Annotated in this window: 15 protein-coding genes; 12 read left to right on the forward strand and 3 right to left on the reverse strand. The window is 52.4% G+C overall.

Going from position 1 to position 13,964, the window contains the following annotated elements; genetic code table 11:
* Positions 1-8 precede the first annotated feature (8 nt).
* Entirely contained in the window at positions 9-887 is an 879-nt protein-coding gene (locus tag FDX11_RS19320; RefSeq protein ID WP_137398397.1) for a hypothetical protein, read from the forward strand.
* 1 nt (position 888) lies between these two features.
* Positions 889-1,398, forward strand: a complete 510-nt coding sequence (locus tag FDX11_RS19325) for a DUF1240 domain-containing protein (protein ID WP_137398398.1) — start codon at positions 889-891, stop codon at positions 1,396-1,398.
* A 52-nt stretch (positions 1,399-1,450) separates the two neighbouring features.
* Here the strand turns inward: FDX11_RS19325 and FDX11_RS19330 are convergent, their stop codons facing one another.
* Positions 1,451-1,726 carry a DUF1145 family protein gene (locus tag FDX11_RS19330; protein ID WP_042311836.1) on the reverse strand — a complete coding sequence of 92 codons (276 nt, stop codon included), beginning with the start codon at positions 1,724-1,726 and terminating at the stop codon, positions 1,451-1,453.
* Complete coding sequence (gene rsmD, locus FDX11_RS19335) at positions 1,716-2,312, reverse strand: 16S rRNA (guanine(966)-N(2))-methyltransferase (RefSeq protein WP_137398399.1); 597 nt, start codon at positions 2,310-2,312, stop codon at positions 1,716-1,718. Before rsmD ends, FDX11_RS19330 begins: the two co-directional genes overlap by 11 nt.
* A 151-nt stretch (positions 2,313-2,463) precedes the next feature.
* On the opposite strand from rsmD, the gene ftsY reads away from it, so the two are divergent.
* The 5 genes from ftsY (at position 2,464) to livJ (ending at position 8,207) form a co-directional block, all read left to right on the forward strand.
* The gene (gene ftsY, locus FDX11_RS19340) at positions 2,464-3,987 is read left to right on the forward strand and encodes a signal recognition particle-docking protein FtsY (protein WP_137398400.1); all 1,524 of its coding nucleotides are present in this window, start codon (positions 2,464-2,466) and stop codon (positions 3,985-3,987) included.
* Positions 3,988-3,989: 2 nt separating this feature from the next.
* On the forward strand, positions 3,990-4,658 hold the full coding sequence (gene ftsE / locus FDX11_RS19345) for a cell division ATP-binding protein FtsE (RefSeq protein WP_006687468.1): 669 nt from the start codon (positions 3,990-3,992) through the stop codon (positions 4,656-4,658).
* Complete coding sequence (gene ftsX / locus FDX11_RS19350) at positions 4,651-5,709, forward strand: permease-like cell division protein FtsX (RefSeq protein ID WP_042311999.1); 1,059 nt, start codon at positions 4,651-4,653, stop codon at positions 5,707-5,709. Before ftsE ends, ftsX begins: the two co-directional genes overlap by 8 nt.
* A gap of 269 nt (positions 5,710-5,978) precedes the next feature.
* Positions 5,979-6,833: an RNA polymerase sigma factor RpoH gene (rpoH, locus tag FDX11_RS19355; RefSeq protein ID WP_038634997.1), complete on the forward strand. Its 855-nt coding sequence runs from the start codon at positions 5,979-5,981 to the stop codon at positions 6,831-6,833.
* Between the two features lie 270 nt (positions 6,834-7,103).
* Positions 7,104-8,207: a branched chain amino acid ABC transporter substrate-binding protein LivJ gene (gene livJ, locus FDX11_RS19360; protein WP_170975619.1), complete on the forward strand. Its 1,104-nt coding sequence runs from the start codon at positions 7,104-7,106 to the stop codon at positions 8,205-8,207.
* A 66-nt stretch (positions 8,208-8,273) separates the two neighbouring features.
* Here the strand turns inward: livJ and panM are convergent, their stop codons facing one another.
* Complete coding sequence (gene panM, locus FDX11_RS19365; protein WP_137398402.1) at positions 8,274-8,657, reverse strand: aspartate 1-decarboxylase autocleavage activator PanM; 384 nt, start codon at positions 8,655-8,657, stop codon at positions 8,274-8,276.
* A 423-nt stretch (positions 8,658-9,080) separates the two neighbouring features.
* Between panM and livK the strand changes: the two genes are divergently transcribed.
* The 5 genes from livK to livF all read left to right on the forward strand — a co-directional run bounded on the left by livK (position 9,081) and on the right by livF (position 13,947).
* Positions 9,081-10,190, forward strand: a complete 1,110-nt coding sequence (gene livK / locus FDX11_RS19370; RefSeq protein WP_038634989.1) for a high-affinity branched-chain amino acid ABC transporter substrate-binding protein LivK — start codon at positions 9,081-9,083, stop codon at positions 10,188-10,190.
* Between the two features lie 61 nt (positions 10,191-10,251).
* Entirely contained in the window at positions 10,252-11,178 is a 927-nt protein-coding gene (livH, locus tag FDX11_RS19375; RefSeq protein ID WP_003827575.1) for a high-affinity branched-chain amino acid ABC transporter permease LivH, read from the forward strand.
* The gene (gene livM, locus FDX11_RS19380; RefSeq protein ID WP_042311843.1) at positions 11,175-12,452 is read left to right on the forward strand and encodes a branched chain amino acid ABC transporter permease LivM; all 1,278 of its coding nucleotides are present in this window, start codon (positions 11,175-11,177) and stop codon (positions 12,450-12,452) included. Before livH ends, livM begins: the two co-directional genes overlap by 4 nt.
* Complete coding sequence (gene livG / locus FDX11_RS19385; RefSeq protein WP_003827578.1) at positions 12,449-13,216, forward strand: high-affinity branched-chain amino acid ABC transporter ATP-binding protein LivG; 768 nt, start codon at positions 12,449-12,451, stop codon at positions 13,214-13,216. The genes livM and livG overlap by 4 nt, the downstream gene beginning before the upstream one ends.
* A 17-nt stretch (positions 13,217-13,233) precedes the next feature.
* Positions 13,234-13,947 carry a high-affinity branched-chain amino acid ABC transporter ATP-binding protein LivF gene (livF, locus tag FDX11_RS19390; protein WP_087856271.1) on the forward strand — a complete coding sequence of 238 codons (714 nt, stop codon included), beginning with the start codon at positions 13,234-13,236 and terminating at the stop codon, positions 13,945-13,947.
* Positions 13,948-13,964: the final 17 nt, after the last annotated feature.

The raw sequence follows: 13,964 nt of genomic DNA on the forward strand, positions 1-13,964 counted from the left end.
GGATAAGGATGGAAAGGTATTATGACTGGATAGGAAATCATCGTGAAGATATTCTTAGAGGAAATAACTGGCAACGTAATCAGCGCGTTGAGAACGAAATCAGAAAGCTGAAAAATAATCTGAATAGCAATACACAACACATTATGCTGCTCACGCCTGAAGAGGCGCAGGGCGTGATTGATGATTTGCTGAGTAATAAATCCGTCAGTTTTTCGACGAGTTATGCCGGTAATATCAAAGATACGGCTGATGCGACTAAAAAACTGTCGAAGCTTTTTTCTTATCAGCAGGCCGGAAAGATTGTCTTAACCTTAAAAGGCCTTGGGATTAAAGCCACGCAATATGCTTATCAGGGAAAGCTGTATGTGAAGATTACGGGCTACCCTTCTCTGCGGCGCATTCTTAACGGAACCCGTTACCGGATTAATCATCCTAAGGTACTTGAAGTGGGTATTGGCAGCGCCGGGTTTCGGGATGGCATTATGTCAGGCGCCAGGTTCTGCATCTGGTTTTCCGCATGCTGGCGGTTGATTGAGCTGGTGTTTAAATCCGAGCATGACGTCGCCGCACTACTGGGGAATGTGACGATGGATGTGGCGAAGGTGATTGTAAGTATTTTTGTCTCGCAATCAGTGGGTAGTGCTCTTGAGTTAGCTGTACCTCTATTGTTCTCTAGCGCCGCCGTTCCGGTTTGGGGAGAAATTGTCGGTGTCGTTGTATTAGGTTTTATTATTGCCCGGTCTCTGAATGAAGTGGACAAAAAATATGAGCTATCAGACAAACTGATAGCGTGTATTCGTGAGGGACTTAAAGAACGGCAAAGAATCGAAGAGTGGAACATCCAACGGCTGGGGTACAGAAGCTCCCTTTACGGCGGAAATTATTGACATGAAGCATAATATTAATCTGATGAATATTAAGAAGAGATGCAACTTATTTCTCTGTATATTTATTTTTGGGGGGGGGACTTGGGTGGAGTATATTGCCAGCGTACCGGATCTCACCGATCTAGTTGAATCCAGAAGCATCGTCTATTTTTTCTGGGGTTCATTTTGCATGTTTTTCATGATTCCGGTGACGGGCTGCTTTACTTTGGGCATTGCCTACTTGGCTTTTGCGAAAAGCATGAAGCCGCCAAAATTCTTCGACAGGACATTTACCATTGTTTTCCACGTCGCGGGGGTAGGATTTGTTATTGGTAATATCCTCTCTTTTATTGTCATTTTTTATCCGCTTGGAACTAACTATGTTTTATGCGAGCGTCCAGGCCCGACGTCTGGCACCTATTACACCCGGACCGAAGAGATTTGTGAGCAGGTGAAACACCTGCGGAAAACAAGAGCCAGTAAAGATATTCCAAAACTGAAAGATCAACTGGACAGTATATTACCACCGTGATGACGTTTTGCAGACCCGGCTCGCAACGCGCCGCCGGGAGAAAAGTTCACAGTTACTTCTTCAACTGGTCCTTAATCTTCTTCTGCCATACCAGCAGTTCAAAGACGCCGAACAGGAAAATGCGGATTTTCTCCCCGCTGGTCATCTGCGGGCCATCTTTTGGCATGGTGCTTTTCAGTAGCGCCAATTGCATGCCGTGCATCAGCACCATAAATATCAGTGCGACGTTAACGAAGATGTTAAGCGGGCGTGGAAAGGGTTGAAAAATATTCAGTAGTAAAAAGGCCCAGACGCACAGCATCAGCAGGCGTCCCAGATTAATTAGCATCGTGCTCTCCTTGTGCTTCACGTTGATACAGGCGATAGGCGACCTGTCCTGCCACTTTTTCACGGTATAGTGACCAGTTTACCGGAACCGGCGGCAGGCCGTTTTCGACTTCGCTTTCAACGTAAATATACGCTTCATCTGCCAGCCAGCCGTGGGTTTCCAGAAGAGTTAATGTTTCTTCCAGTAATCCTTTGCGAAACGGTGGGTCAACGAACACCACGTTATGCGGCGTACCGGGTTGGGCCAGAAAAGCCAGCGTATTGGTGTTGACGACACGGGCATGATTTGCCTTCAGCGTAGCAAGATTCTTTTGCAACTGCTGTGATACCGCGCGATCCATCTCCAGCAGCGTCGCATTTGCCGCATAGCGAGAGAGGGCTTCCAGCCCCAACGCGCCGCTACCGGCGAAGCAGTCCAGGCAATGTGAATCGACCATTACCGGGGCCAACCAGTTAAATAAGGTTTCGCGTACGCGGTCGGTGGTCGGGCGCAGGCCGGGACTGTCCGGAACCGGGAGTTTACGGCCACGCCATTGCCCGCCAATAATGCGGATCTGGCCGCTACCAGAGTGATTCGGTTTTTTCATTTCAATTATTGTTCAATCCGCTGCTGACGTGTCATTCCAGGCGGTGATGTGAGTTAAGTTAAGTGATAGACTATTTCATCATTTTTTTAGCTGCTATGTACATAGCGTTGACGCTGTGCCATGAAGCAACAGCGGGGGAGTGTAGTCGCAAATGGCGAAAGAGAAAAAACGTGGCTTTTTTTCCTGGCTGGGCTTTGGTCAAAAAGAGCAGGCACCGGAAAACGAGACAGAACTAAAAAACGAAGAACAACAACCGGTTGCTGAAGAAACTACCGTCGTTGACGAACAGCCGCGCGCCGAGGAAACCCGTAGCGAGGCACAAACACAAGCCTTTGCTGCTGAAGTTGTTGAAGTCACTGAACAGGTTGCGGAAATCGAAAAACTGCAGCCGGAAGAAGAACCTGTTGCTGAGCAACTGCAGCCGGAGGTTGAAGCGGTTGCTGAATCCACTGTTGAACCTGCAGTGGAAACCCCTGCGGCGGCGGTTATCGAACACGAAGAATTGCCGCTGCCGGAAGAGGTGAAAACCGCAGATGTTTCTGCCGAAGAGTGGCAGGCTGAAGCAGAAACTGTAGAAATCGTCGAGGCGGTTGAAGAAGAAGCCGAAAACGAACTGCAGCTGACCGATGAAGAGCTGGAAGCGCAGGCCCTGGCCGCTGAGGCGGCGGAAGAAGCCGTCATGGTGGTGCCGGTTGAAGAACCTGCCGTTGAAGAACCGGTAGAAGAGGCGGTCCAGGAGCAGGAAAAACCAACTAAAGAAGGTTTCTTTGCGCGTCTGAAACGCAGTCTGCTGAAAACAAAAGAAAACCTCGGTTCCGGATTTATCAGTCTGTTCCGCGGTAAAAAGATCGACGATGATCTGTTTGAAGAGCTGGAAGAGCAACTGCTGATCGCCGATGTGGGTGTAGAAACGACCCGCAAAATTATTGCGAATCTGACGGAAGGCGCCAGCCGCAAGCAGCTCAAAGATGCAGAAGCGCTGTATGGCCTGCTGAAAGATGAGATGGGCGAGATTCTGGCGAAGGTTGATGAGCCGCTAAACGTCGAGGGTAAAACGCCATTTGTTATCTTGATGGTTGGCGTCAACGGCGTGGGTAAAACAACTACCATTGGTAAGCTGGCGCGTCAGTTTGAGCAGCAGGGTAAAACGGTGATGCTGGCGGCGGGCGATACCTTCCGTGCGGCAGCGGTAGAGCAGTTGCAGGTCTGGGGTCAGCGTAACAATATCCCGGTGATTGCGCAGCATACCGGCGCGGATTCCGCCTCCGTTATCTTTGATGCTATTCAGGCCGCGAAGGCACGTAACGTAGACGTGCTGATCGCTGATACCGCAGGGCGTTTGCAGAACAAATCGCACCTGATGGAAGAACTGAAAAAAATCGTTCGCGTCATGAAGAAGCTCGACGAAGAGGCGCCGCACGAAGTTATGCTGACTATCGACGCCAGTACCGGGCAGAATGCGATAAGCCAGGCCAAACTGTTCCATGAAGCGGTGGGCTTAACCGGTATTACCCTGACCAAGCTGGACGGTACGGCGAAGGGGGGGGTCATCTTCTCGGTTGCCGATCAGTTTGGCATCCCTATCCGCTATATTGGTGTGGGCGAACGTATCGAGGATTTACGTCCGTTTAAAGCGGACGATTTTATTGAGGCACTTTTTGCCCGAGAGGATTAACAATGATTCGCTTTGAACATGTCAGCAAGGCCTATCTCGGTGGGAGACAAGCGCTGCAGGGAGTGACCTTCCATATGCAGCCTGGCGAGATGGCGTTTCTGACCGGCCACTCTGGTGCGGGTAAAAGTACCCTGCTGAAGCTGATCTGTGGAATTGAACGGCCCAGCGCCGGAAAAATCTATTTCAGCGGGCATGACATCAGCCGTTTGAAAAACCGTGAAGTGCCGTTTCTGCGTCGTCAGATTGGCATGATTTTTCAGGATCACCACCTGTTGATGGACAGAACCGTGTTTGACAACGTGGCAATTCCGCTGATCATCGCGGGCGCCAGCGGGGACGATATTCGTCGTCGCGTGTCAGCGGCACTGGATAAGGTCGGGCTGTTGGACAAAGCGAAAAACTTCCCGATTCAGCTCTCCGGCGGTGAACAACAGCGCGTGGGCATCGCCCGTGCGGTGGTGAATAAACCTGCGGTACTGCTGGCGGATGAACCGACGGGGAACCTGGATGACGCGCTGTCGGAAGGGATCCTTCGCCTGTTCGAAGAGTTTAACCGCGTCGGGGTCACGGTATTAATGGCCACGCACGATATTGGTCTGATCTCCCGTCGCTCCTACCGCCAGCTGGTCCTGAGTGATGGACACCTGCATGGAGGCCTGGCGCATGAATAGACGTGACGCTATCAATCAAATCAAACAGTTCGGTGGCCGACTGGATCGTTTTCGTAAATCAGGCGGCGCGCCGGGTGATGGCGGTCGTAATGCACCGAAGCGTGCGAAAGCCGCGCCAAAACCGAACTCACGTAAAACCAACGTTTTTAACGAGCAGGTGCGTTACGCGTTCCAGGGCGCGTTGCAGGACCTGAAAAGTAAGCCGCTGGCGACGTTCCTGACGGTGATGGTGATCGCCATCTCCCTGACGCTGCCAAGCGTGTGTTACATGGTTTATAAAAACGTAAACCAGGCGGCAAGCCAGTATTATCCCTCGCCACAAATCACCGTCTATCTGCAAAAAACGCTGGATGACGATGCCGCCGCGCGGGTGGTGGGTCAGTTGCAGGCCGAACAGGGCGTCGAGAAAGTAAATTATCTTTCCCGCGAAGATGCGTTGGGTGAATTCCGTAACTGGTCCGGTTTTGGCGGTGCGCTGGACATGCTGGAAGAGAACCCGCTTCCTGCCGTAGCGGTGGTGATCCCGAAACTGGACTTCCAGGGGACGGAGTCGCTGAACACCCTGCGCGACCGTATTGCACAAATCAACGGTATTGATGAAGTGCGGATGGACGACAGCTGGTTCGCTCGTCTGGCGGCGCTGACGGGACTCGTGGGGCGCGTATCCGCGATGATTGGCGTGCTGATGGTGGCGGCGGTCTTCCTCGTCATCGGTAACAGCGTGCGCCTGAGTATTTTTGCGCGTCGCGATACCATTAACGTGCAAAAGCTGATTGGCGCAACGGACGGATTTATCCTGCGTCCATTCCTTTACGGCGGCGCGCTGCTCGGTTTTTCCGGCGCATTTCTTTCACTGATTTTGTCAGAAATTTTGGTGATGCGTTTGTCGTCAGCGGTGACTGAAGTGGCGCAGGTTTTTGGAACAAAGTTTGATATCAATGGCTTATCATTCGACGAGTGCCTGTTATTGCTGCTGGTGTGCTCAATGATCGGCTGGGTGGCAGCCTGGCTTGCCACGGTTCAACATTTACGCCACTTTACCCCCGATTAAAAAATCTCTGGTATAATCTTTCCCTGCACTGAGTAGTTCGCTCTGCAGGGAAAGAGTCCCTGTTATCTCTTCCCGGCGTATTCATTGTGATGTCACATTTTGTGCGTAATTTATACACATTACGACATGGAACTTGTGGATAAAATCACTGTCTGATAAAAGATTGAATGATATTCTCGTTGCTCATAAGCTCTGGCATGGTTGTTGCTACTGGTTTTTGTTAATTAGTTTTTGCCAACGCGCCAGATGAAAAGATTGAGAGGATTTGAATGACCAAAGAAATGCAAAATTTAGCTTTAGCCCCTGTTGGTAACCTGGAATCTTACATCCGGGCTGCGAACGCGTGGCCGATGTTGTCGGCTGACGAGGAGCGGGCACTGGCTGAAAAGCTGCATTACCAGGGCGATCTGGAAGCAGCTAAAACGCTGATCCTGTCTCACCTGCGCTTTGTTGTTCATATTGCTCGTAACTACGCGGGCTATGGCCTGCCGCAGGCGGATCTGATTCAGGAAGGTAATATCGGCCTGATGAAAGCCGTGCGCCGTTTCAACCCGGAAGTGGGTGTGCGCCTGGTTTCTTTCGCTGTGCACTGGATCAAAGCTGAGATCCATGAATACGTTCTGCGTAACTGGCGTATCGTGAAAGTCGCGACCACTAAAGCACAGCGTAAGCTGTTCTTTAACCTGCGTAAAACCAAGCAGCGTCTGGGCTGGTTCAACCAGGACGAAGTTGAAATGGTGGCTCGTGAGTTGGGTGTTTCCAGCAAAGACGTGCGTGAAATGGAATCCCGTATGGCGGCGCAGGACATGACGTTTGACATGTCTTCGGACGACGAGTCTGACAGCCAGCCGATGGCGCCGGTTCTGTATCTGCAGGATAAATCCTCTAACTTTGCCGATGGCATTGAAGAAGATAACTGGGAAGATCAGGCCGCGAACAAACTGACTCACGCAATGGAAGGTCTGGACGAACGTAGCCAGGATATCATCCGCGCTCGTTGGCTGGACGAAGATAACAAGTCCACGTTGCAGGAACTGGCCGATCGCTACGGCGTTTCTGCTGAACGTGTTCGTCAGCTTGAAAAGAACGCCATGAAAAAACTGCGCGCCGCTATCGAAGCGTAAACTTCCAGTAAACCTGGAAATGCTGATAAACCCTGGATGAAAATCCGGGGTTTTTTGTTTTTATCTCTCCCTCTATCTCCTGACGTTTAGGCTTTTTGTCATCAAGTTGTTATCTGCATGTCAAATTTAGCTATTCCAAAATAATAAAAATCGGGTATGTTTTAGCAGAGTATGCTGCTAAAGCACGGGTGGCTATCCAATAATCGAAATAAAGTGCTGAACAACAACATCACAACATACGTAATAACCACAATAATGGGGATTGTCAGGATGAATATGAAGGGTAAAGCGTTATTGGCAGGATGTATCGCCCTGTCTTTGAGCAATATGGCGTTTGCTAAGGATATTAAAGTGGCCGTTGTCGGCGCAATGTCCGGTCCGGTAGCACAGTATGGCGATCAGGAGTTTACTGGCGCAGAGCAGGCGATTGCAGATATCAACGCCAAGGGCGGGGTGAAAGGTGACAAACTGGTCGTGGTGAAATACGACGATGCCTGTGACCCGAAACAAGCGGTAGCGGTCGCGAACAAAGTGGTCAACGACGGGATTAAATACGTTATCGGTCATCTGTGCTCATCTTCTACCCAGCCCGCGTCAGATATCTATGAAGATGAAGGCATTCTGATGATCACTCCGGCAGCAACGGCGCCGGAGCTGACCGCGCGTGGTTATAAGCTGGTGATGCGTACCACCGGCCTGGATTCCGATCAGGGGCCAACTGCCGCCAAATACATTCTGGAAAAAGTGAAGCCGCAGCGTATCGCCATCATTCACGATAAGCAGCAGTACGGTGAAGGTCTGGCGCGTGCGGTGCAGGACGGCCTGAAGAAAGGCAACGCCAACGTGGTGTTCTTTGACGGAATTACCGCCGGTGAAAAAGACTTCTCGACGCTGGTGGCGCGCCTGAAGAAAGAGAATATCGATTTCGTTTACTACGGTGGTTATCACCCGGAAATGGGGCAGATCCTGCGTCAGTCTCGTGCCGCAGGTCTGAAAACCCAGTTTATGGGACCGGAAGGGGTAGCGAACGTGTCGCTGTCTAACATCGCGGGTGAGTCTGCGGAAGGCTTACTGGTAACTAAGCCGAAGAACTACGATCAGGTGCCTGCAAACAAACCGATTGTGGATGCTATCAAGGCCAAGAAACAGGATCCAAGTGGCGCATTCGTGTGGACCACTTACGCCGCGCTGCAATCCTTGCAGGCCGGCCTGAACCAGTCTGACGAGCCGGCTGAAATTGCCAAATACCTGAAAGCAAACTCAGTAGAAACCGTAATGGGGCCGCTGTCCTGGGACGAGAAGGGCGATCTGAAAGGCTTCGAATTCGGTGTGTTTGACTGGCATGCTAATGGTACGGCGACCGACGCCAAGTAATTGAGTGCCGGGTGGCGGCTTCGCCTTACCCGGCCTACATACCTGGAAAATTGCGAGGTGGTTTTTTTATCTTTTCTCCCAGCCATCCGCCTGGGCTGTAAAGCCTAACGCCTGCATAAACGCGGCCATCACGCTGCGGTCTTCAACGCCTACATCTGCCATCCACCATGAACTCACAGATGGGTTTTCGCGGATCACCTCTTCGATCAAATACTGCCCGACGCCGCGACGACGGGTGATTTCACGTACGCGCAATGAATCCAGAGCGCCTTGGGTACCGCTCAGGGTGACACGTACAGCGCCTAACAGACGCTCGTTAAAACGCGCGGCGTAGATCCGGTGCGTTTCATCTACGCTTAACGATGAGGCGGAATATTCCGGCCAGATTTTGCCCAGATCAATCAGATTCTGGGCGCTAAAGTTGTTTAAACGAACGATGGTCAGCTTCATTAGCAGCATGTCCAAATCACAAAAGATGGAAGCAGTGTACCGAAATAATTCACCCGGATGCTTTCTCTTTTTTATGCGATTAACCAGGTTAATCGTTTTGCGACGACGGTAATGACAGTTTGAAACATTAGAGATTGAAAAACAGGCAGGATAATACCCTGGGATGCAGCATTTTATTCCGCTCTTTGTACCGTTATTTTATGCTGACAAACGTGCTTTTTTTTGTTTATCTATAGTGAAAAGCAGAATATTATCTTTTCTTAATCGACTGAAATATAGAGATTTTAGCCTGATTTTGCTTAAAAAACTGTGCTAAACCATTAATGAGATTGGTAAAAATAGTGCAGTTCAAAAAAAGCACAGTCTGCTTTTTAACCACATAAATACAAAATATTAATTACGTCACGAATGGGGATTCAGGTAATGAAACGGAATGCGAAAACAATCATCGCAGGGGTGATAGCACTGGCAATGTCGCATGCTGTCATGGCAGAAGATATTAAGGTTGCTGTTGTCGGGGCGATGTCGGGTCCGGTCGCACAGTGGGGTGATATGGAATTTAATGGCGCACGTCAGGCCATTAAAGATATCAATGCCAAAGGTGGGATCAAAGGCGACAAGCTGGTCGCCGTGGAATATGACGATGCTTGCGATCCAAAACAGGCTGTTGCCGTAGCAAACAAAATCGTCAACGACGGTATTCAGTATGTTATTGGCCACCTGTGCTCATCTTCGACTCAGCCAGCGTCAGACATCTATGAAGACGAAGGGATCCTGATGATTTCCCCGGGGGCAACCAACCCGGAACTGACTCAGCGCGGTTACGCACACATTATGCGTACTGCGGGTCTGGACTCCTCCCAAGGACCAACGGCCGCGAAATACATTCTGGAGAAGGTGAAGCCGCAGCGCATCGCCATCATCCATGATAAACAGCAATATGGTGAAGGTCTGGCGCGTTCGGTGCAGGACAGCCTGAAAGCGGGCAAAGCCAACATCGTCTTCTTTGATGGCATCACCGCCGGGGAAAAAGATTTCTCTGCGCTGATTGCCCGCCTGAAGAAAGAAAATATCGACTTCGTCTATTACGGCGGCTACTACCCGGAAATGGGGCAAATGCTGCGCCAGGCGCGCTCCGTTGGCCTGAAAACTCAGTTTATGGGGCCAGAGGGTGTGGGTAATGCCTCTCTGTCTAACATTGCTGGTGATGCCGCAGAAGGCATGCTGGTGACGATGCCAAAACGCTATGACCAGGATCCGGCGAATAAAGCGATTGTCGATGCGCTCAAAGCTGACAAGAAAGATCCAACCGGGCCGTACGTGTGGATCACTTATGCAGCCGTCCAGTCACTGGCGAGCGCAATGGATCGCAGCGGAAGCAAAGAGCCGCTGGATCTGGTGAAAGATCTGAAAGCACACGGGGCTGATACCGTGATTGGGCCGCTGAAATGGGACGAAAAAGGCGATTTGAAGGGATTTGAGTTTGGTGTCTTCCAGTGGCACGCCGACGGATCATCGACCGTCGCGAAGTAATACCTGAAGACGAGTTATCCCACCGCCCGTGCAAAACGGGCGGGTTAAGAAAGGTTACCTTATGTCCGAGCAGTTCCTCTATTTCTTGCAGCAGATGTTTAACGGCGTCACGCTGGGAAGCACCTACGCGCTGATCGCCATCGGTTATACGATGGTGTACGGCATTATTGGCATGATTAACTTCGCCCATGGCGAGGTGTATATGATCGGCAGCTATGTCTCCTTTATGATCATCGCTGCGCTAATGATGATGGGGATTGATTCCAGTTGGCTACTGGTCGCGGCGGGCTTCGTCGGCGCGATTGTGATTGCCAGCGCCTACGGCTGGAGTATTGAACGGGTGGCGTATCGGCCCGTGCGCAGCTCCAAGCGTTTGATCGCGCTAATTTCCGCTATCGGGATGTCCATCTTCCTGCAAAACTACGTCAGCCTGACGGAAGGTTCGCGCGACGTGGCGCTGCCCAGCCTGTTTAACGGCCAGTGGACTGTCGGCAGTAGTGATAACTTCTCTGCATCTATCACCACTATGCAGCTGGTTATCTGGATTGTAACCTTCCTCGCGATGCTGGCGCTGACGCTGTTTATCCGCTATTCGCGTATGGGACGCGCTTGCCGCGCCTGTGCGGAAGATCTGAAAATGGCCAGCCTGCTCGGCATTAACACCGACCGCGTGATTGCGCTGACCTTTGTGATCGGTGCGGCAATGGCGGCGGTTGCGGGCGTGCTGCTCGGTCAGTTCTATGGCGTAATTAACCCCTACATCGGCTTTATGGCCGGGATGAAAGCCTTTACCGCGGCGGTACTGGGCGGCATTGGCAGCATCCCTGGCGCGATGATCGGCGGCCTGATTCTGGGCGTTGCCGAAGCGCTTTCTTCTGCTTATCTGAGTACCGAATACAAAGACGTGGTGTCGTTCGCGCTGCTGATTCTGGTACTGCTGGTGATGCCGACCGGTATTCTGGGTCGTCCGGAGGTAGAGAAAGTATGAAACCGATGCATTTTGCAATGGCGCTGCTCTCTGCCGCCATGTTCTTCATTCTGGCGGGCGTCTTTATGGGCGTTCAGTTAGAACTGGATGGCACCAAACTGGTGGTGGATACCGCTGCGGATATCCGCTGGCAGTGGGTGTTCATCGGCACTGGCGTGGTGTTCCTTTTCCAGCTGTTGCGTCCGGCCTTCCAGAAGGGCCTGAAGAGTGTCTCCGGGCCGAAGTTTATTCTGCCGGCGATTGATGGCTCCACCGTTAAACAGAAGCTGTTCCTGGTGGCGCTGCTGGTGATTGCCGTGGTGTGGCCGTTTATGGTGTCGCGCGGAACGGTGGATATCGCCACGCTGACGATGATTTATATCATCCTCGGCCTCGGCTTAAACGTGGTGGTGGGGCTTTCCGGCCTGCTGGTGCTGGGCTACGGCGGCTTCTATGCCATCGGCGCTTACACCTTCGCACTGCTGAACCATTATTACGGCCTCGGCTTCTGGACCTGTCTGCCGCTGGCAGGGCTGGTTTCCGCTGCTGCGGGCTTCCTGCTGGGCTTCCCGGTACTGCGCCTGCGCGGTGATTATCTGGCGATTGTGACCTTAGGCTTCGGCGAAATCGTCCGTATCCTGCTGCTCAACAACACCGAAATCACCGGCGGCCCGAACGGTATTAGCCAGATCCCGAAACCCACCTTTTTCGGGCTTGAGTTCAGCCGCAGCGCGCGTGAAGGCGGCTGGGATACCTTCAGCAACTTCTTTAACGTGAAGTATGACCCGTCCGATCGCGTGATTTTCCTCTATCTGGTGGCGCTGCTGCTGGTGGTGTTCTCGCTGTTTGTCATCAACCGTCTGCTGCGCATGCCGCTGGGACGTGCGTGGGAAGCGCTGCGTGAAGATGAAATCGCCTGCCGTTCGCTGGGCTTAAATCCTACACGCATCAAGCTGACCGCCTTTACCATCAGCGCCGCGTTCGCGGGTTTTGCCGGCACGCTGTTTGCCGCGCGGCAGGGTTTTGTCAGCCCGGAATCGTTCACCTTTGCCGAGTCGGCCTTTGTGCTGGCGATTGTGGTACTGGGTGGGATGGGTTCGCAGTTTGCGGTCATCCTCGCAGCTATCCTGCTGGTCGTGTCACGCGAACTGATGCGTGATTTCAATGAATACAGCATGTTAATGCTGGGTGGTTTGATGGTACTGATGATGATCTGGCGTCCGCAGGGCTTGTTGCCGATGACCCGTCCGCAGTTGAAGCTGAAAAACGGGGAAGCAAAAGGAGAGCAGGCATGAGTCAGCCATTATTATCCGTTAACGGCCTGATGATGCGCTTCGGCGGTCTGCTGGCGGTGAACAACGTTGAGCTGGAACTGAGGCCGCAGGAAATCGTCTCGTTAATCGGGCCAAACGGCGCGGGTAAAACCACGGTCTTTAACTGCCTGACCGGTTTTTATAAACCGACGGGCGGGACGATTAAGCTGCGCGACCAGCATCTGGAAGGGCTGCCGGGTCAGCAAATCGCGCGTATGGGCGTGGTGCGTACTTTCCAGCATGTACGCCTGTTTCGTGAAATGACGGTGATTGAAAACCTGCTGGTGGCGCAACATCAGCAATTGAAAACCGGCGTCTTTTCCGGCCTGTTAAAAACGCCGTCGTTCCGTCGCGCGCAGAGTGAAGCCCTGGATCGCGCCGCCACCTGGCTTGCGCGTATTGGTTTGCTGGAGCATGCCAACCGTCAGGCCAGTAACCTCGCCTACGGTGACCAGCGTCGTTTGGAGATCGCCCGCTGCATGGTGACACAGCCGGAAATCCTGATGCTCGACGAACCGGCCGCTGGCCTCAACCCGAAAGAGACTAAAGAGCTGGACGAGCTGATTGCCGAGCTGCGCAACCATCACAACACCACCATTCTGTTGATTGAGCACGATATGAAACTGGTGATGGGAATTTCCGACCGTATTTACGTGGTGAACCAGGGCACGCCGCTGGCGAACGGGACGCCGGAACAGATTCGTAATAACCCGGACGTGATCCGCGCCTATTTAGGTGAAGCATAATGGGGGCGAGGCATAATATGGATAAGGCGATGTTATCGTTCGATAAAGTCAGCGCCCACTACGGCAAAATTCAGGCGCTGCACGAGGTTAGCCTGTATATCAATCAGGGTGAAATCGTAACGCTTATCGGCGCCAACGGCGCGGGGAAAACTACCCTGCTCGGTACGTTATGCGGCGACCCACGCGCGACCAGCGGGCGAATTGTCTTTGATGGTAAAGACATTACCGACTGGCAGACAGCGAAAATCATGCGCGAAGCGGTGGCGATCGTTCCGGAAGGGCGTCGTGTGTTTTCGCGTATGACGGTGGAAGAGAACCTGGCGATGGGCGGCTTCTTTGCCGAGAAGGACCAGTTTCAGGAACGTATCAAGTGGGTGTATGACCTGTTCCCGCGCCTGCATGAGCGTCGCATTCAGCGTGCGGGCACCATGTCCGGCGGTGAACAACAGATGCTGGCGATTGGCCGCGCGCTGATGAGCCAGCCGCGCCTGTTGCTGCTGGATGAACCTTCTCTGGGGTTGGCGCCGATTATCATCCAGCAGATCTTTAACACCATTGAGCAGTTGCGCGAGCAGGGGATGACCATCTTCCTCGTCGAGCAGAACGCCAACCAGGCGCTGAAACTCGCCGACCGCGGCTACGTGCTGGAAAACGGTCATGTGGTACTGGAAGACACCGGCGATGCGCTACTGGCGAATGAAGCGGTGCGTAGCGCTTATCTGGGCGGTTAAGATTTCTCTTAAGAGTT

This window comes from Citrobacter sp. wls714 (genome assembly GCF_005281025.1).
GTDB lineage: Bacteria > Pseudomonadota > Gammaproteobacteria > Enterobacterales > Enterobacteriaceae > Citrobacter > Citrobacter werkmanii.

What these genes read in the sequence shown, in the direction of transcription:
- ftsY (WP_137398400.1), top strand. Translation starts at nt 2,464, where the DNA reads ATGGCGAAAGAGAAAAAACGTGGCTTTTTTTCCTGGCTGGGCTTTGGT.
- livF (WP_087856271.1), top strand. Translation starts at nt 13,234, where the DNA reads ATGGATAAGGCGATGTTATCGTTCGATAAAGTCAGCGCCCACTACGGC.
- FDX11_RS19325 (WP_137398398.1), top strand. Translation starts at nt 889, where the DNA reads ATGAAGCATAATATTAATCTGATGAATATTAAGAAGAGATGCAACTTA.
- ftsE (WP_006687468.1), top strand. Translation starts at nt 3,990, where the DNA reads ATGATTCGCTTTGAACATGTCAGCAAGGCCTATCTCGGTGGGAGACAA.
- rsmD (WP_137398399.1), bottom strand. Translation starts at nt 2,312, where the DNA reads ATGAAAAAACCGAATCACTCTGGTAGCGGCCAGATCCGCATTATTGGC.
- ftsX (WP_042311999.1), top strand. Translation starts at nt 4,651, where the DNA reads ATGAATAGACGTGACGCTATCAATCAAATCAAACAGTTCGGTGGCCGA.
- livM (WP_042311843.1), top strand. Translation starts at nt 11,175, where the DNA reads ATGAAACCGATGCATTTTGCAATGGCGCTGCTCTCTGCCGCCATGTTC.
- FDX11_RS19320 (WP_137398397.1), top strand. Translation starts at nt 9, where the DNA reads ATGGAAAGGTATTATGACTGGATAGGAAATCATCGTGAAGATATTCTT.
- panM (WP_137398402.1), bottom strand. Translation starts at nt 8,657, where the DNA reads ATGAAGCTGACCATCGTTCGTTTAAACAACTTTAGCGCCCAGAATCTG.
- FDX11_RS19330 (WP_042311836.1), bottom strand. Translation starts at nt 1,726, where the DNA reads ATGCTAATTAATCTGGGACGCCTGCTGATGCTGTGCGTCTGGGCCTTT.
- rpoH (WP_038634997.1), top strand. Translation starts at nt 5,979, where the DNA reads ATGACCAAAGAAATGCAAAATTTAGCTTTAGCCCCTGTTGGTAACCTG.
- livK (WP_038634989.1), top strand. Translation starts at nt 9,081, where the DNA reads ATGAAACGGAATGCGAAAACAATCATCGCAGGGGTGATAGCACTGGCA.
- livJ (WP_170975619.1), top strand. Translation starts at nt 7,104, where the DNA reads ATGAATATGAAGGGTAAAGCGTTATTGGCAGGATGTATCGCCCTGTCT.
- livG (WP_003827578.1), top strand. Translation starts at nt 12,449, where the DNA reads ATGAGTCAGCCATTATTATCCGTTAACGGCCTGATGATGCGCTTCGGC.
- livH (WP_003827575.1), top strand. Translation starts at nt 10,252, where the DNA reads ATGTCCGAGCAGTTCCTCTATTTCTTGCAGCAGATGTTTAACGGCGTC.